Annotated in this window: 17 protein-coding genes; 2 read left to right on the forward strand and 15 right to left on the reverse strand. The window is 51.2% G+C overall.

All coding sequences use genetic code 11. The features are described 5' to 3' along the window. Positions 1 to 63 precede the first annotated feature (63 nt). From KJW29_RS19550 to KJW29_RS19580, 7 genes are all read right to left on the reverse strand, one after another. On the reverse strand, positions 64 to 1785 hold the full coding sequence (locus KJW29_RS19550; protein WP_214625819.1) for a DUF2326 domain-containing protein: 1722 nt from the start codon (positions 1783 to 1785) through the stop codon (positions 64 to 66). Further along, positions 1776 to 2003 (reverse strand): ABC-three component system middle component 6, encoded by a 228-nt coding sequence (locus KJW29_RS19555; RefSeq protein WP_214625820.1) that lies wholly within the window; start codon positions 2001 to 2003, stop codon positions 1776 to 1778. The genes KJW29_RS19550 and KJW29_RS19555 overlap by 10 nt, the downstream gene beginning before the upstream one ends. After that, positions 1987 to 2961 carry an ABC-three component system protein gene (locus KJW29_RS19560; protein WP_214625821.1) on the reverse strand — a complete coding sequence of 325 codons (975 nt, stop codon included), beginning with the start codon at positions 2959 to 2961 and terminating at the stop codon, positions 1987 to 1989. The genes KJW29_RS19555 and KJW29_RS19560 overlap by 17 nt, the downstream gene beginning before the upstream one ends. 273 nt (positions 2962 to 3234) lie before the next feature. Next, complete coding sequence (gene rlmD / locus KJW29_RS19565) at positions 3235 to 4920, reverse strand: 23S rRNA (uracil(1939)-C(5))-methyltransferase RlmD (protein WP_281426272.1); 1686 nt, start codon at positions 4918 to 4920, stop codon at positions 3235 to 3237. A 172-nt stretch (positions 4921 to 5092) separates the two neighbouring features. Further along, entirely contained in the window at positions 5093 to 6001 is a 909-nt protein-coding gene (locus tag KJW29_RS19570; RefSeq protein WP_087571447.1) for a diacylglycerol kinase, read from the reverse strand. 41 nt (positions 6002 to 6042) lie between these two features. Further along, positions 6043 to 6822: a sirohydrochlorin chelatase gene (locus KJW29_RS19575; RefSeq protein ID WP_214625822.1), complete on the reverse strand. Its 780-nt coding sequence runs from the start codon at positions 6820 to 6822 to the stop codon at positions 6043 to 6045. A 13-nt stretch (positions 6823 to 6835) separates the two neighbouring features. Beyond that, a complete protein-coding gene (locus KJW29_RS19580; protein WP_087571445.1) occupies positions 6836 to 7126 on the reverse strand; it encodes a YerC/YecD family TrpR-related protein in 291 nt (96 codons plus the stop codon). A gap of 201 nt (positions 7127 to 7327) precedes the next feature. Here KJW29_RS19580 and KJW29_RS19585 point away from each other — a divergent pair, with 201 nt between their 5' ends. After that, positions 7328 to 7969, forward strand: coding sequence for a hypothetical protein (locus KJW29_RS19585; protein WP_214625823.1), 642 nt, complete (start codon positions 7328 to 7330; stop codon positions 7967 to 7969). Positions 7970 to 8268: 299 nt separating this feature from the next. Here the strand turns inward: KJW29_RS19585 and KJW29_RS19590 are convergent, their stop codons facing one another. The 4 genes from KJW29_RS19590 to KJW29_RS19605 all read right to left on the reverse strand — a co-directional run bounded on the left by KJW29_RS19590 (position 8269) and on the right by KJW29_RS19605 (position 12178). Next, positions 8269 to 9267, reverse strand: a complete 999-nt coding sequence (locus tag KJW29_RS19590; RefSeq protein WP_214625824.1) for an inorganic phosphate transporter — start codon at positions 9265 to 9267, stop codon at positions 8269 to 8271. Between the two features lie 24 nt (positions 9268 to 9291). Further along, positions 9292 to 9903, reverse strand: a complete 612-nt coding sequence (locus KJW29_RS19595) for a DUF47 domain-containing protein (protein WP_087571442.1) — start codon at positions 9901 to 9903, stop codon at positions 9292 to 9294. A gap of 250 nt (positions 9904 to 10153) precedes the next feature. Beyond that, a complete protein-coding gene (locus KJW29_RS19600) occupies positions 10154 to 11248 on the reverse strand; it encodes a DUF3048 domain-containing protein (protein WP_246608289.1) in 1095 nt (364 codons plus the stop codon). Between the two features lie 111 nt (positions 11249 to 11359). Beyond that, a complete protein-coding gene (locus KJW29_RS19605; protein WP_214625825.1) occupies positions 11360 to 12178 on the reverse strand; it encodes an alpha/beta hydrolase in 819 nt (272 codons plus the stop codon). Between the two features lie 218 nt (positions 12179 to 12396). Here KJW29_RS19605 and KJW29_RS36515 point away from each other — a divergent pair, with 218 nt between their 5' ends. Then, positions 12397 to 12525: a hypothetical protein gene (locus tag KJW29_RS36515; RefSeq protein WP_281426273.1), complete on the forward strand. Its 129-nt coding sequence runs from the start codon at positions 12397 to 12399 to the stop codon at positions 12523 to 12525. Here KJW29_RS36515 and KJW29_RS19610 read toward each other — a convergent pair. From KJW29_RS19610 to KJW29_RS36520, 4 genes are read right to left on the reverse strand one after another with little or no spacing between them, the layout of a single operon-like run. Then, a complete protein-coding gene (locus KJW29_RS19610; protein ID WP_214625826.1) occupies positions 12515 to 13927 on the reverse strand; it encodes a sensor histidine kinase in 1413 nt (470 codons plus the stop codon). The genes KJW29_RS36515 and KJW29_RS19610 overlap by 11 nt on opposite strands. Then, a complete protein-coding gene (locus tag KJW29_RS19615; RefSeq protein ID WP_214625827.1) occupies positions 13924 to 14769 on the reverse strand; it encodes a response regulator transcription factor in 846 nt (281 codons plus the stop codon). The genes KJW29_RS19610 and KJW29_RS19615 overlap by 4 nt, the downstream gene beginning before the upstream one ends. A gap of 23 nt (positions 14770 to 14792) precedes the next feature. Continuing rightward, positions 14793 to 16325: an FG-GAP repeat domain-containing protein gene (locus tag KJW29_RS19620; protein ID WP_214625828.1), complete on the reverse strand. Its 1533-nt coding sequence runs from the start codon at positions 16323 to 16325 to the stop codon at positions 14793 to 14795. Positions 16326 to 16349: 24 nt separating this feature from the next. Next, positions 16350 to 17579, reverse strand: coding sequence for a polysaccharide deacetylase family protein (locus tag KJW29_RS36520; protein ID WP_214625829.1), 1230 nt, complete (start codon positions 17577 to 17579; stop codon positions 16350 to 16352). Positions 17580 to 17660 lie beyond the last annotated feature (81 nt).

A 17660-nucleotide genomic window follows, 5' to 3' on the forward strand; every position in this document is an offset into this window, starting at 1 on the left:
AAAAGAGAGCGGCCAGTAATTCTAGGCGCTCTCTTGGTCCTATCAAATTGAATTTCAGATTAATTACTCTTCTATTTTAAATAATTTACTTTCTTGAGATAATTCAACAACAATATGGGCTTTATCAAGTAGGCTTACGGGCAACTTATCCTTCAGAATAGAAACCACTAATTGAATATTTTCTTTACTTACATAATCTGCAACTTTAATCAGTTGATTATCATGCATTAATTCTTTTTTGTCATTTAGAAGGAAGTGCAAACTCGGTATTTTTTCCTCATCAGCAAATAATATAGCCGCAAGATCAAAACATAAAATTTCACCTTGTTTTTTGCCTGAGCTTAAATTAGCATTAAATGCGCTGAATTTATATATTTGCTGCTGGCTCTTTTTATGAATAACTTTATCATACTTCAATGCATACTTCTCACCATACAATTCAAAAGAAATTTCAGAAAAATGTTTATTAAACTTATGAATTTGGCCTTTTAACTTTTCTTCAAAACTTCCTGAAAATAAAACATCATCAATGACTTTAATTTGAGCATCAATTTCACTAATATTTTTCTCTACTTCATCTAATTGCGAGATAATACTCTCATATTCACCCTTAATTCGATACTTATCATTCAACTCAGTTATAATCTTTTCTAACTCCTCAAAGGAGTCACCTTTAGATATAGTCATTGCCAACTCTTTCTCCTGAGATAACAATGTATTTAAGTTCTTTTCTTCAGTCTCAATTTTTACAGTTAAAGAAGGTAAATCAGCAGTTATAAACTTAATTTTTTCTACAACCATATTGTTGTGGTACGCTACTAACTCTTCAAAGGTCTTTTGTAAGTTAGAAATATTTGCATTAGCCTCAGCATACAGTACTTCCAATTGCTTCAAGTCAATATTAGCTTTGCTATTTTCAATCTCTTTTTTGGCCTCTTCTATGAGGTTCTTTCTAATTTTCATTTTACTTATGTTTGAGCTACTTTTATTTATTTGAAATTTTACGAAGTTAAGTTGATCTAACTGATTTTCAAAATTTTCGTTTAAATTGAAATTTGATTTTTTCTCATTTAATTGAGCTATTTCTGCTTCAATCATTTCTAAAGCAATTTCATAAGCTGTTTTTGTTTGCTTTTTTTCCAGTCTTTCCTTGAAGGCTTCTTCTTGTTTTATTTTTGCCACTAATGCTTGCTTCTTTGCCCCTTCATCAAAGTCACAACCTAATAAGAACAAATATAAAGTCTCATATTCCACATCAGAGGTATACTTGTCCAAAGTCTTAAGTGTATTACTTATATTCTCATCCTTGTATCTAATATTGTGAGAGATGATCTGTCTGAATGTGGGTTTCTCAGCCTTATGGTCGGGAAAAAGAAGCCTCTGTAACTCGTCTTCAAAATCCTTATCAAGTATTGACTTTCCATTAATTTTCCTAATATTCTTTTTTCTTGGCAAAAAATTGCGCTCAATTACTACTTCATCTGACGCCTCATCTGATAAATCCTCAACAAGAATAAGAGTAATCAGTACTTCTTCGGTTACAAGAAAATCTTTAACCAACTCATAGACTTCCTTTTTATTCTCTGTATCAGAATATATTATTGAAGCGTTAGACCCTAAACAAAAGTCGATTAGCTTTAATACTGTTGTTTTTCCTACATTATTCCCAGTAGATTTATCATCATTGGATGGTGTTTCGTCAATGATTAGGTTCAAACCGGATTGAAAAGTCAGCTCCCTTATTGTCCCTGTGCGACTCGTTATTTTCAGTGTTTTTATGAACATAATTCCACCCATCCATCATCGTCTATCTTTGCAGAATCAATTAGATAAAGCCAATCTAAACAAAGCATGAAAGTGGGAAAAGACATGTTATATTGGCTTTTAATCCTTTGATACAGATCAAACACTGGTTGTTTGGCATGTTGTTTAAGTTCTTTCAAAACTAAAAATCCATTATAGTAAATGCTAAGCTGTGGATGTATATTATCCGGCAATAACATGGCTATATCCCTCCGGATTCTTAAAAATTTTGCATCGTATAAAAGCATCTACGACTAAAATACAGACGCAGAGCTCCAATTCTTCATACGGAATTTCAATATAATTTTTGCTCTCGATAATTATCTTGGTTATGTTATCAATTATACTGTAGAAAAGTTCTTTAGAGTTAGCTTTTTCATGTTGATGCATTGTATACTGCTTTTTGATAATTTGAAAAACGGAAAAGCTTTTATTCGAGCCTTCCCTATCAAACTCAGCATATTTTTCATCTAACTTTTGGTAAAATATCTTGTAATCATCAATTGTGTCTTTGACATCCGATAAATCATTGAAGGTTATTTTCTTATCAATCTCAAAGGAATTAATCTCTGGAGATTCAATACAGTTAGCAAGATTCTCATTTGCAAGTATGTTTATGATGGTCGCAAGATTCGTATCTACTTTAAGTAGATCAACATCATTTCCAAGTTCCTTTTTTACAAACTCAAATACCTCACGCTGTTTGTCGATTTCCATGCTCAGTATAACATTTAATAATGTGTTTATATCCACAATGTCATCCGTGGGAGAAAAAACAGCATTATGTGGATTAATAAAACTCATATCCCGAAGTTTGGTTGCGTCCTTAGCAATTGAAACAAAAATGAAACGGTAGCCTGAATACTTACGGAATATATCCTTATTTAACGAGCCTTCAATTTTTTGTTTTGTACAGGTTGAAGATACTTGAGCAACAACTTTGTGGTTTACATCCACCAAATCAATACCTTCAACATTCTGTTTAAGTATATTCATATTAACCAACGTAAGTCCAAACAATAAATTCATTAATTCGGCAAAAAACGTCTCTGAATATATATTCAAATCCAATAAATTGATCTTTCCTCGTTTTTCAATTCGTCTTGCCAAAACTTCCAGCTTTTCTTCTATATAATTGAAGTATTTACTTCGATTCATTAGCCATACATACCCCTATTCAAAAATGATTTAAACCACGTTCATTGACTATTCGACAAATCATTGGAAATTCCTCTCCCATTGAAGTCCATAAAAAAAGCGTCTAATTAAAGACGCTCCACACACTTTACTACATGTCTACACACTCGACGTCAAAACCAAGGTCCAGCACGACCGAAACCTCGATTTTGTCCTTCAGTACCTTATTTTTGAAATCTGCGCCATCCTTCGTGAAGGTCATGAAACCCGCAAAGTGTTGAAAACAAAGGATTTCTACGTATCTATTCGTTGCATTCCTACTACGGCCTCCACATGACTCGTCCAAGGAAACATATCCACCGGAGTCACTTCCATCGTGCGGTAGCCGCCGTCCTCCAGGACTCGAAGGTCGCGTGCGAGTGTGGAGGGGTTGCAGCTGACGTAGACGACGCGTTCGGGCTGCATCTTCAGGATCGTCTCCAGCAGCGCGGAGTCGCAGCCCTTGCGCGGCGGGTCGACGACGATGACGTCGGCCATGGCGCCTTCCTTGCTCCAGCGGGGAATGACGACCTCGGCGGGCCCTGCTTCGAAGGTGGCATTCTCGACGCCGTTCAGCGCCGCGTTGCGCTTGGCGTCTTCGATCGCTTCCGGCACGATCTCTACGCCGTACACGTGGCCCGCTTTGCGAGCTAGGAACAAGCTAATCGTGCCGATTCCGCAATAGGCGTCGATTACGTTCTCGTTGCCCGTCAGCGCCGCGTATTCGACAGCCTTGCCGTATAGGGCAACCGTCTGCGACGGGTTGACCTGATAGAAGGAGCGCGCCGAGATGGCGAAGCGAATGCCGTCCAACTCGTCATAGATCACGTCGCTGCCCCACAGCGTACGGGTTTCGTCGCCGAAGATGACGTTCGTGTTGCGCTCGTTAACGTTCTGCACGATGCTCTTAAGGCCCGGCAGCTCCGCGCGAAGCGACTCGATCCACTCCGGCTGGCGCGGCAAACGCTGACCGTTAGTGACGAGAACGACCATGATCTCGCCCGTGACGAAGCCGGTACGCACCATAATATGGCGCAGTACGCCTTCTCCCGTCGTTTCATCGTACGGATTGACGCGCAGGTAACGCGCGATCCGCTTTACGACGCGCAGCGCTTCATCATTCCGATCATGCTGGATAAGGCAGTCGTCCATGTCGATGATGCGGTGCGTGCCGCGTTCGTAGAAACCTCCGACCAGCTCGCCGCTCGCGATTGCCGTTCCGATGGGCACGGCAGCCTTGTTGCGGTAGCGCCATGGGTTCTCCATGCCGATCGTAGGATGGACGACGATGCCGCCCTCTTCCCCGTCCCCCGCAACCGTCAGCTTGCCGATTCGCGTCAGGTTGTCGATGACATGCTGCCTCTTCCAGGTCAACTGGGCCTCGTAATCGAAATGCTGAAGCTGGCAGCCGCCGCATTCTTCGTAAATGTCGCAAGGTGGGTTCAGTCGATCCGGGCTTGCCGCTAGGAGCTCGTCCAGCTCGGCGTAGCCGTATTGTTTCTTCTGCTTCGTAACGCGCGCGCTGATCCGCTCGCCGGGCAAAGCACCGGGGACGAACAGCGTATAACCGTCGACTCGGCCGACGCCTTCTCCGTCATGAGTCATGCCGCTGACATCCAGCGTCACTTGCGCATGGTGCGCAAAAGGTCCAGCCGGCGCCTTCGCGGAAGCTTCCCTCCCGCGACGTCCCGTTCCCGAATTTGCCGTGGCAGTCCCCGTAACCGCGGCAGTTCTCCCCTCGGCTCCGCGCCTGTCTAAGCCCATTCTCTGCTCGGATCCACGCTTGTCCCGTCCGCTTCCGCCACGTTTCCCGCCAGCCTGCGATCTACTGCCCTGCGACTTTGCACCATGGGCTCCCGCCTGCACTCTACCGCCCTGCGGCTTCGCTCCTTGAGCCCCTGCCTGGCCTCTGCCCTTCTGTCCTTGCTTTGCTTTCTTCATAACACCGTTCTTCCTTCTCTTCCTGTCCGGCAGAACCGCGCCGCGCCTCTCAGCGAAAAACAGCTAGCCGAACGCGACTAGCTGTACACAGCGACTACCGGATAGGTTTATGTGGTCCGCGGCACGGGCCGCGGCGTTCTTATGCAGTGAGGCCTATCCCTGTTCCGAGGTTTTACTGATACGTCGATACTCCGCTTTCGTCCGCGAATATCCGAAGATGGGACGGAAGTACGGAGAAGGTACACGGCAGCGCACCGCCGTATTCGCCGTCGAGATTAATTTGCACGTAGTCCGGCGTCTTCACCTTAAGCTCGTTCGTGCGGAAGTGGATAACATGCGAATCGTTCAAATGTTCGCCGCGCAGCGCGAGCGTGACCAGCTTGATAAATTCGGCCAGGTTCATTCGCTTGATAAGCAGGACGTCCAGCAGCCCGTCGTCCAGCTTGGATTCCGGCGCAAGACGTTCGAAGCCTCCGACAGAGTTGCTGTTGCAGATGAGGAACATCATGAACTCGTCATGGAAATCGCCGACGCCGGCCGCCTCGAACTTCAGCTCCGTGGGACGCAGACGCGTCATTTTCTCCAGACCCTTCATATAATAGGCCAATTGACCGATCATCGTCTTAAGCTTGCTTGGCACGTCGTAAGTCAGCTCTGTCAAGGAGCCGCCCCCGGCAATGTTAATGAAGTAGCGGTCATTGGCCTTGCCTACGTCGATGGGTCTCGTATATTGCCCGATAATGAGATCGCAGGCGTATTCCCAATGCTTGGGGATGCCGGTCGCTCTCGCGAAATCGTTAGTCGTGCCTACCGGAAGTATGCCAAGAGGCGGTCGATTCGGCTTGTTCGCCAGTCCGTTGATGACCTCGTACAACGTGCCGTCTCCGCCAGCAGCGATGATCATATCGTAGTCGCGATCGGCAGCGTCTGCCGCAGCGAGGGTCGCATCTCCTTCGCCGATCGTCGCATGACAGGTCGCCTCGATACCGCCCTGGTCAAGCCGCTGAAGAATGTCGGGAAGCCTGCGCTTCATCTCTTCCCTACCCGAAGTGGGGTTATAGATTAGTCTTGCCCGTTTCATCGAAACCTCGCTCCTCCTCTTTCATTGTCTCCTGCTCCTGCTTATGTCAGGTATCCGCTGTCGCGCAGCCAATCCGTCATCCGTGCCTTTAACCATCGGGGTATAGCCGGATGGGGCAGCATCGCCCTGCCATTGTATCTGTAATTCAACCCTTGCAGTCTCGAAGGGATAACGTGATTGCTAAAATATCCGGGGCTCAAAAACAACGGCACGACGATTACTTCGCGGTCCCGTTGTTCGGCTTGAAGCATCCTCAGCACGTCGGCCGCCATATCCGGCAGCAGCATGGCAGAAGCAGCGCGTCCGAATCCGCCCAGCAGGCGCAGCCGCTCCGCAAGTCCGGACAACCCCGCTTGCCAGCGCTCGTGGAACACGGGCTCCTTGCTTCCATGTCCGATAACCAGCAAAGCCTCTCTGGCAGGGTCGGTAGATAACTCCGCAATATTCGCCAGCAGCAGCTCGGCGATCTCCGGATCGTCGTCGATCGGCTTCCCATAGGTTACGCGCGCCTTTACGCGGAACGTCCCCAGATCGCCCTCCAGCTTCGACAGCGGCGGCAGACCGAAGGCTTGACCGATCTCGTCCACATGCGTGCTACCCGAAGAGACAAACAAAGGGATAACAAAAATATCGTTCACGCCTTGCCGTTCCAGTTCGTCGATGCCATCCTGGATCAACCTTCCCGCTACGATCTCCAGGAACGACGAAACGACGGGGACTTTGGCATCCATTGCAGCCGCATTCACCGCTTCGTCAACAAGCTTGATCCAGTTCTCCTCGCGCGAGCCATGGCTAACGACCAATATGCCGGGTGTATGCATCCGATGCGCCCCCTTATTTGCCGAGACGCTCCAATGCCATCTTGTAACCGTCGTTGCCGTAATTGAGGCAACGCTTTACGCGAGAGATCGTTGCCGTGCTTGCGCCCGTCTCCGCTTCGATCTGGTTGTATGTACTCCCTTTGCCCAGCATGCGCGCTACTTCCAGGCGTTGAGACAAGGATTGAATTTCGTTTACCGTGCAAAGATCGTCGAAGAAGACGTAACATTCCTCTACCGACTTCAAGGTAAGGATCGCCTCGAATAGTTGGTCAATTGCTTTATCGTTCAGCTTCTTCAGCTGCATGCGCATTCACTCCCATAGTCACTATAAATTCTATTGTATCCTTTTGTCGGCGTTTGTTCAAACACAACCGTTCCCCTTCGCTGTATTTAGGAAGAATGTACGGGCTAATAACTATAAATTTATTAGGGAATCGGGACATTCGTCCAATCCAAGCGTTTGCCTATGCCATAAGCTAGTAGAAAAGAAGGGTTGTGATCCGTTGTGAATCCTTATCAGAATCCCGGAGCTGGCGGGCGCGGCAACAGCCACGGGAACGGTACAAGGAACATGCAAGTCAGCGAACAGGGCTTCTCGCATCGACAAGGCCAAAGCATGCTGAACCGTCCATATAGCGGCTTGCATGGCGGCTTCCAATATGACGACATGCCAACAAGGCAGCATCAGCCGCAATCGTACCCGACATATCCCGTCATTGTCCACCAGGAATCACCGCGAGAGGGTCAGTCGAACCTGCTGCCAACCGTCTTGCCGCCGACGCAGAACAGTCTGCTGCCGGCTCCCCCACCGTCCTCTGGAGGAGTTGGCAAAGGGTTCTCGCTTGCAAACTTGCTCAAATACGCGAATCCAACCGAGATCAAAGGTTTTGTTGACCGTATGGGCGGACTGGACGGCATCCTCTCCACGGTAACCAAGGTGCAGAAGGTCGTCGGAAGCGTCTCCCAGATGGCTCCGCTCATGAAAGTGTTTATGGGCTCCTTCGGCAAGAAATCCCAGCCTGCACCAAGCGACAACGGAGGTTCCGGACTGTCTCGTCCGCGACCTCGCAAACGCCGCACCACTAACAGTGGAAGCGGACGGAAGTCGTCAGTGAAACGCCAGAGCCGCCCAAGACGCAGAAGGTGAGAAAACCTCTATCGAGGCCTCTCGACGATGAGCGAACTCCAGCTTTGCAAAGCAAAGCCGCTTCGGAAGCATGAGGTAGGTTTTATCGCCAATAAGAAATCCGTTTTCGAGGACCGAAAACTTATACTTTCTTATGTGGTAAAAAATGCAACGACACAAGGGACATTCCGATCATCGTCTAGTCCGGAGAGGATAACGATGAGGGAGTGTCCCTTGTTAGTTGAGAAAACCTCAATCGGGGCCTTTCGAAGAAGGGCGACCGCGTTTAGAGGCAGGTTTGTGTTGATGTGTTGTACGGCTCACAGGAACAATGCCTTGATGATCAAGAAGAAGATCATCGCGAGCACGGCCGTAATCGGAATCGTAATAAACCAGGCCACTACGATTCTGCCCGCTACGCCCCAGCGTACCGCCGAGAAACGCTTCGCGCTTCCTACACCCAGTATCGAGGACGTGATGACATGCGTCGTGCTGACGGGAAGATGGATCATCGTAGCCGTAAGGATAACCACAGCGGATCCGATATCGGCCGCGAAGCCGTTGATCGGCTCGATCTTAAATATTTTGGTACCCATCGTCTTGATGATCTTCCAGCCGCCGATAGAAGTGCCTAGCGCCATCGCAGTTGCAGCGGAGAGCTGAACCCAGAACGGAATATGGTCCGTGCTGTCCTGGACCCCGGCAGCTACCAATGCGAATACGATAATGCCCATCGCCTTCTGCGCGTCGTTTGTACCGTGCGAGAACGATTGGAACATCGCCGTAATGACCTGCCCGCCTCGGAAGCCTTTGTTGATGGTATGCGGACTGCTCTTCGCGAAAATGCGCTTAAGAAGCCACATCAACAGGAAGCCGATCGTGAACGCAATGAGAGGGGATATAAGAAGAGCTTTTAGAATATCGATGAATCCGCTGGCATTCAGGGAATTCATACCCGCTCCCACGATTACCGCGCCGGCCAATGATCCGATGAGTGCGTGAGAGGACGAGGACGGAATGCCGAACCACCAAGTAATTAAGTTCCATGCAATAGCAGACAGCAAGGCGGCAATGACGATCTCGATGCCGAATTCCAAATCTGCCGGGTTGGCCACGCCGCTGCCGATCATCTTGGCTACGCCGGTGAACGTAATCGCGCCGACGAAGTTCATGACCGCAGCCATGAGGACGGCAAGTCTTGGCTTGATGGCGCGAGTCGATACCGAGGTCGCGATCGCATTGGCCGTGTCGTGGAACCCGTTAATAAAGTCAAAGGCTAGCGCCAGGAAAACGACGATCCATAATACATATATCTCCATGTGTACGACTCCTGCTCCTCTGGATTAGCTGTTACGCATAATGATCGATTCCAGTATATTGGCTACATCCTCGCAGTAGTCGGTCGTTTGCTCAAGACGCTCGTAAATTTCCTTGCGCTTGATAAGCTCGATCGGGTCCTTTACGTTAGCGAACAGACTTGTCACGCTGACGCGAAGCAGATCGTCGGCTTGATTCTCAAGTTCGTTAATGGCGATTGTATGCTCTCTCATCGCTAGCAGCTTCTTTTGCGTGAGCAATTGAATCGCCTTGCGAATCTGATGAGTAGAACGTACGATAACGTCGGCGAACAACGTAATATATTCGTCCTTCTCACGAACATTGTACATTTCGAACCGGGAAGCGCATGCTTCGATTCCGTCCAGGACATCGTCCAACGAGGTCGTGAGGGCCATAATGTCCTCGCGTTCGATTGGCGTGATAAAGGTTTTATTCAGTTCTTTTAAGATGGTGTGCGTAAATTGATCGCACTGGCTTTCCATCTCTTTCATTCGCTTGGCGAATGCCGTCAAGTTCGACAGATCCGAAACGCCTGCAGCGAAATATTCGGTGGCTTCAACCAACGTATCGCCCATCGCTTCGAGCGTTGTGAAAAAAATGTCCTTTTTCTTAAACATGTCAATCCCCTTATCCACTAGAAAATGGTATGTCGCTGACGGACAGTAACTCGCCCTAACGTAGTTTACACTACAATTGTTAAGGGAATGTAAACATCCATGAAAAATTTAAACATATTTTTTCGCGTACCACAATAGTTCCATCGTAATTTGTGATGAGAAAATCTCAACGTAAACACTCCTATGCGGTAAATAACGGGAAAAGAGGATTCCGCAGCGGAATCCTCTTTTAACGTTCCGCCTCCTTAGCTTATCCAGCGCTGGCGGATTGTACCCATGCCACATGCTCGGCGAGCGCCGGCTTGTTAGGCACGATATGTATATAAGTTTTGCCCGGCACCAGCGAGATCTCGGCGCCTTCCTTCGTTGCGAACCGGATCATGTCGTCCGGAGCGGACACCCAGTCGATATCGATCTTCTTTCCTTTCTGGAACAGGTAGGCATTGCCTCCCGACACCAGGTCGACGGACAGTCTTCCGACATCATCAAGCGTCCTGTGCGTTGTCTCGAATACAATCAGATTGGCCGCGGCAAGCGTAGCGTTGTTGTTCAAGTCGATATGAGGTTCGCCGTTGATCGACCGACTGTAAAGACCGGAGGTCTCATCGTAGATATAACCTACCTTATAGCTGTCCATCAGAAATTTGATCGTAATGTCGCGCGCATCCTCGGCGCCAGACGCGCCGGCGACCGTTCCGTTCTCCGAGAACTGATAGACGGGGACTGGCTTGTCATCGCTGTACTTCTTTTTCTCGGCGCCTTCGCGGAGCTTCTCCAGCGAAGAATACAAATTATGCGGAGCTTTGCGGTCCTTGCTTCTCCAGAAGTACGAGCCTGCGTTCGTGATTTCGTCGAGATAAGGTTTGCCCTGCTTCTGCAGAATACCGTAAGCCTCCGGACTCCCGCCCGCATGGGCCATTACCGCTCCATAGCTGTCGGCGATATCGATCAAATATTTGCGGTTGCTGCGAATCGGACCAATCGTGTCGGAGAGCGACTCCGTGCTTTGGAAGATCGCGACAAGCCTGGTAATGCCGCCTTCGGCGAGCACTTCCCAGATGACGTCGGCTCCCGTCAAGCCGGACTGCGGTCTGGCCGCGGAGAAGTTGTTGATCATAACGGCCATCGGTCTAAACTTTGCCTCTTGCGCAAGTCCGATGCCGGATAAGGGCGCTGTGTAGGGAAGCGGCGCAGCGGTCGGAATTGGAATTGCTTCCATCGTCGGAGAAGCCGTCGGCTCCGGCGGTACGTTAACGGGAGCTGCATTACTGCCGCCGCATGCTGCCGTCATCACGAATGTAGCCGCAAGCATAGCTGCGAGACTTCCTCGCAATCGGTTGTTCATGAATAACCCGCCTCTGCTAGAAAGTTGGTAATCATAGAATCTTTTACCGTCTATCTATTATTTAAGCACAGGTAAGGGCGAGATGTCTCGACAAAAATTATCTTTTTTCCGTCAAATCGACCAGTGAAGCCAATCCTGCTGCTTGCGGTCGAGGCCTGACAGCCACTCCGCGGTCACGCGAATCGCCTCTTCCTGATGCTGCTTGGAGGAATAGGTATGGCCCGCTTGGAAAATAATCTCTTTGTCGCACAGCCCCTCGCTTCTCGTCCAGAACACCTTCTGATACAGGAAGCTGTAGTCGACGGGAATGAGCTCGTCGCTCGTGCCATGAACAAGCAGCACCTCTCCGCCGAAACGTGTCGCCGATTGGAACGGCTGATGCTCCATCAGGGATTCGAAGAACACAGTCTGGAGAGAGTAACCGGCATAGTCGGTTCTGCCTTTCGTGACCGCCTCGTCATAGCCTGCCTTCCCGACAATTCGAACAATGTCGGTAAACGGATATCCGACGGCGGACCACATGATAAGCCGCTTGACCCGCTTATCCTTCACCGCGGTCAACAAGGCGACGGCGCCTCCCAGGCTGTGCCCCAGCAATACGATACGCGAAGGATCAACGCAATCCATTCCATACACATAATCGATGGCCGTCCTCGTCTGATCGATCATGGCATTGAAGCCGAGCGCTCCGTAGTCCCCGTTGCTCTCTCCGCAGCCGCCATAATCGAAGCGAAGCACGTAGGAGCCTTGCGCCGCAAGCTCCCTTGCCGCCTTTACGAATAGACGGTCCACGCCGACCCGGCTGCCGATAAATCCATGGCATATGACGATGGCCTGACGTTTCTCGTCCAGATGATGACCTCTCGTTGGATAATGCAGGGTAGCTTGCAGATCCAGATCCCCATGCTTAAGAGTCAATTGCTTCTCCATGACCATTCCTCCAATACCAAAATTCTATATATAATAATTCCTATAAGTTAACTATGAATTAGATGCATTCATCCTAACATTTCCACGGGCAGACTGTCAACGGGTATCCCGCATGGAGTTGGCAATTGCAGCGCACACTAATACAAAAAAGCCGATCCTCCCACAAGAGATTCGGCTTGGCGTGCAGTAAAACAATATCAACATCGGAGGTGAACGAAATGTCTGAAACGCCATTGTGGATTGCTTGGCTTCGCGACAACTGGCTATCGATTATGTTATGCGCCGGCGTTATTATCGCCGTCATATTCGTCATAGCCAATCGGAAGCTGCTTTTCTTTAAGGAGTAGACTGCTCCCGCTTATAAGGTATCGTGATCGTCGCGATCGTTCCCGCTCCCCGTTCGCTGTCGATACGAAGCTCGCCGCCGTGCAGCTCTATGATTTCCTTGCAAATCGCCAGCCCCAGGCCAGATCCGCCTTGACCGGAGCTGGCTTTGTAGAATTTCTCCGTAACATGGGGCAGATCCTCCGCTTCAATCCCGCATCCCGTATCCGAAACCGTCACCCGCGCCACGTGCAACTCTTCCGATACTGTAGTCGCCACGCGAATCGTCCCTCCCGGAGGCGTGAACTTGAACGCGTTGTCGATGAGATTAATAACGACCTGCTTGAGACGGTTCGCGTCGCCGCTGACGACAATCGGTCCCGCCGCGTAAGACGCCATCAGCTTCACTCGCGTCCCTTCCTCCCGCACGGCCAACTGTCTGACCGTTTCCTTGACAGGGCCGTTCAAGTCCAGAACCTCGGTATGCAGCTCCATAGAGCTTGCGGACAGCTTGGAGAAGTCCAGCAGATCCTCGACAAGACCGGTGAGCCGTTCCGTTTCCTTGCTAATGATGGAGAGCCCGAGCTTGACCTCTTCGTCGTCGCGGTCCGGCTCGCTTTCCTTCAACGTTTCGCTCCAACCCTTGATGGAGGTAAGCGGGGTTCGCAGCTCATGCGATATCGACGATATAAAATCATTTTTGAGCTTCTCCCGTTTGTTTAGCTCGCTCACCATCACGTTAAACGTCTCGGACAGCTGACCGATTTCGTCCCCGCTGCGTTTCATCGCCCGCTTCGTCCAATCTCCCTCCGCCATATACCTCGCCGCCCGCTTCAGCTCCTGAATCGGTCCCACGATGCGCTGCGCCAGGAACAGGCTTAAGCCCAGAAACAACAGGATAACGGATATCCCCGTGATGACGGCCATCTGGATCAGCTGCCCCACCATGCTGTCTACCCGCTCCAGCGACGACGTATACCGCAGCAAAGAAACGACGCGCGTATCCCCGCGCAGCGGAATCGTGACGGATGTCACCCGCTCGCCGTAATAAGGATCCACGCCGCTCCAAGTGCCTGTTTGTCCCGCCATTGCGCTTCTAACGTCGGCCGACGAATAGCGAATGCGGGGAGCGAATCCGTCCGAGTCAATACGCAGTTCTCCCTCGCTGCTGAGCAGCTGGATTCGAGTGGGACCCCCGTCGGCCATATTTTGAAGCAAATAATCGGCCTGGTCATGCAGACTAAGCGAAGTCAGCGACCGGCTGTGCTGCGTAAAGGCAGATTCGGCGCGCTGCTTCACGGAGCTCTGCGCGCTGCCGTAATAATAATTCCAGATGAGTATGACAAAAGCTGCTCCCAGCACCGCGACAACCAGCGCAATCAGCAGCAGATAGCTCCATACCATCTTCGCCTTAATGCTTCTCATTCCGCAGCTCCCCGTCTCCAGCGATAACCGAACCCCCAGACCGTCTCGATGAACGCCGGTTCCGAAGGACTTGCCTCCAGCTTCTGTCGAATGCGCCGGATATTGACGTCCACAACCTTAAGATCGCCAACATAATACCGACCCCATACCTCGGTCAAAATATGATCCCTGCTCACGCTTTTCCCCGCGCTCTCCATAAGCAGCCTTACCAGCGCCCACTCGGTAGGGGTGAGCACGATCTCCCGGCCGTTTTTCCATAACCGCCGCTGAGATACCGACAGACGGAACGGACCGCTGACGACTTCATCGGACGGACTCTGGATATTTTGGATACGGACCGGCAAGCTTTCCTCGGGAATGGCCTTCCCTTCGGATTGCGTCAATGCTCCGTCGATGGCGCTTGCTGATTCCGATGCAACAGCCGATTCCGCCTGAGAAACGGCTTCTCGATCTACCGCGGTCACCGGCTGCGGCTCCGCATGCATCCGCCGGTAGAGCGACTTGATCCGGGCGACTAGTTCGCCAGGGCTAAACGGTTTCTGCACATAATCGTCGGCGCCTAGCTCCAATCCCTTGATCTTGTCCTCTTCTTGCGACTTCGCCGTCAGCATGATGATACCCATCCGGGGATATCGCGCTCTAAGTTGCTCGCATACTTCGAACCCGCTGATTGTAGGCAGCATGACATCAAGCAGCGCGATATCGAACGGTCCGTCGCTTTCAGCGCAAGCAAGCGCTTGTTCGCCGTTCTCCGCCTCGGTGACGATCATATCGTTGCGCCTGAGATTAATGCGGACAAACCCCCGTATCGATTCTTCATCCTCCAGCAACAAAATTCGCATTGGATATTCCCCCCTTTCTCCGCTTATTCCGAGAATTCGATCCGAATCCGCTCCAGAAACTGCTCCTTCTCTTTCAGCATCTCCCCGGCCTCCGCCCTGGAATGCGCAGTTAATGAAGTCGCGTCGCCGAGCGTTTCATCGTACAATACTGCCGCATATAGGTTGCCCCCGTATGTGCCAAGCGTTCGGAAGGTCCGCTTCTCTTCCCGCCACACATGCTCCACGCCATCCCACTGATTTTTCGGTACGACATGGATGGAGACGAGATCGGCCCTCTCCGTCGTGTCCGGATTGTAATATTGCAGCGTGACGACTCCATAGCTTGCTCTTGGCGGTTTCTCCAGCGTGTACTTCCCTTGCCAGGCCTCAGGAATGTCGAGAAGCAGACCGTAGCTCTCGTCTACGTATTGCTCTGCGATCTTCCGGAATTCGTTCCTGCCGTCCCATTGCAGCCACTCCGTAATCCACAACGAATCGGAATAAGGGACGCCCTCTTGTCCCGGGGCCTCCCATGTCCGCTGAAGCTCGATGATACCATCGCCGTTCATATCGCGGCTGACCGTTGGCTTGCCGGCAAAGCCGTAGCCCAACTTTTCCTGCTCGGGCGTCGGGAACACAAGCGACAGATCGCGCCCGTTCCAGGCATACATATAAGTGAGCATGCTGTGCGCGCCAGTGCCGCCCTCCAGCAGTATCCCTTGATGGCGTGGAGAGATGCTCCCCATCTTTATGCGCTCGAACAGATTGACGCCTTCCGGCAGCGTTGTCTTGGCTCTTGATGCCAGCTTTCCGTCTTCCCACGTGTAGACGGCCAATTGAAAGACGGGCATGATGAGCTCCGCCGTCGTACCGGAGAAGGAGGTTCCGCTTATAACCGCGAGCACCTGCTTGCCGTCGCGATTAAGGTCCGCTGTATCGGCGAGACTAAACGGCAAAGAGGCTGCCGGCACCATCGTCAGCTTCCCCTTATCGTTGCGCGCCGCCTTGTTCGAGAACGAATACATCTCCAGCATCGATGGACTGTCGAACGCGCCTGCCCAGCCTACCGCGAGCTCCATGACGCCGTCTCCGTCCATATCTATGATGCTCAGCCAAGTCATCTCGCGAGCAAGAGGCTGCTGTACGAGCAGCCATTGCCGCCAGCCATTGTCCGTTTGACGCAGCGTCATAATCTCCGGCGAGCTGTATTCATTATAGTAGGTAACGACCGCTTCGTTTTTGCCGTCTCCATCCAGATCGATTAACCGGACCGCTTCCATGACATCGTTGCTATGCGGCAGCATGAGAATGCTGAACTCCGGCAGCGCCTTCGTCACAGCTGCCAGCAGCTGCTCCTTGTCCTCGCCGATTTCCGGCTTCAGCAGCAGATCTGCAGGAGCCGCCGTATATTGGCAGCCGGCAAGCATCAGCAAGCTTAACATCGCTCCCAGCGGCATCAGCCTCATGAATACCTTCAAGCTGCCGCCGCCGGATTTCCGAGAAACGCTTACGGATTCTTCGCTCGTTGCGCTCTCGCGGTATGCAGTTGGAGCAGTAGTCTGGCTGGCATGCGACATAGCTGATACAATCTCCTTCAAAGGTCAAGGCAGTTCGTCCACCGTAACGAGCGTGTAACCCAGCTTGTGCAGGTCGTCGATAATCCCCGGCAGAGCCTCGACCGTATTCTTAATATGCTTGCTTCCGAATGAATGCATTAATATTATACCATTAGGCTTCGTGTCTTGAATAATCATCTGACGCATGTCGGCGGGAGAAGTACCCGCCCAATCCCTCGTGTCCACCGTCCAGCCCGTGTGCACCCGGTCTTGCGCTTTAAGAATCTGCTTTACCGTATCCGACATCGACCCGTATGGAGCCCGGAACAATGTCGGCTTCTCGCCAAGAACGTCCCGGATCGCCTCATCCGTTTTATTAATCTGCTCCAGGATGACCGATTTCTCTTGTTTCTTGAGATCTTTATGATTTTGCGAATGATTGCCGATCGTATGTCCTTCGTCCGCAATGCGCTGCAGCACCTCGGGATACAACTTCACTTGCTGGCCAACGACAAAGAACGTCGCTTTGACCCCTTTTTCCTTCAAAATATCCAAAATCGCCGTCGTATATTTTTTATCAGGACCGTCGTCGAAAGTGAGTGCCACCAGCTTCTTGCCATTATCGCTATTTCCCTGTTCTGCCGGAACGGATGGTTTGTCCGGCTGACCGCCGGCATTGGCGCCTTCGCCAGGTTTGCCTCCGGAATTGCCGGAGCCCGTTCCTCCGTTAACGGAGCCATTACCGTTACCTGCTCCGACTCCCGCACCAGCACCCGTGCCGCCGCCTGCTCCGATACCGGCGCCGTTGCCCGTGCCGCCGCCTGCTCCGATACCGGCGCCGTTGCCCGTGCTGCCATTCTTTCCTCCGTCACCATTGCCGTTTTGACCGTTTGCTCCTTCTGTTCCGTTGCCGCCGGCATTATCGCCACCGTTGCCCGCCCTTCCTCCCGAGCTGCCGTTGCCGGAGGAGCCGCTCTGACTTCCGCTTCCCGTTCCATGCCCGTTTTGCGGCTCGCCAGAGCCGCCCTGGTCTCCGGAGCCTCCGACGCCGGTCAGCGTACCGTCCTGATCCGCTGCCCCTCCGCCTCCGTTACCCGAGCCTGAAGCCGTTCCGCCTTGGATCGTCTCTCCGCCCTTGACGACGGACGGGATGATTGCCGACATCCCCATCGACATCGATCTCCCTGCCGCGCAGCCGGCAACCCAGAAGAATACCGCCACAATAACCATTAATAGAACCAATCTCCGACGACGACGTTTTTTTGTCCTGTCCATCCTTCTCACCTTCTAATCTGCTGATAGTTTAATCTTATCGGAAGAATAGATTTAGAGAGTTACAAAAGAGTAACATCATTC

Source organism: Paenibacillus agaridevorans (genome assembly GCF_018604145.1).
Classification (GTDB): domain Bacteria; phylum Bacillota; class Bacilli; order Paenibacillales; family Paenibacillaceae; genus Pristimantibacillus; species Pristimantibacillus agaridevorans.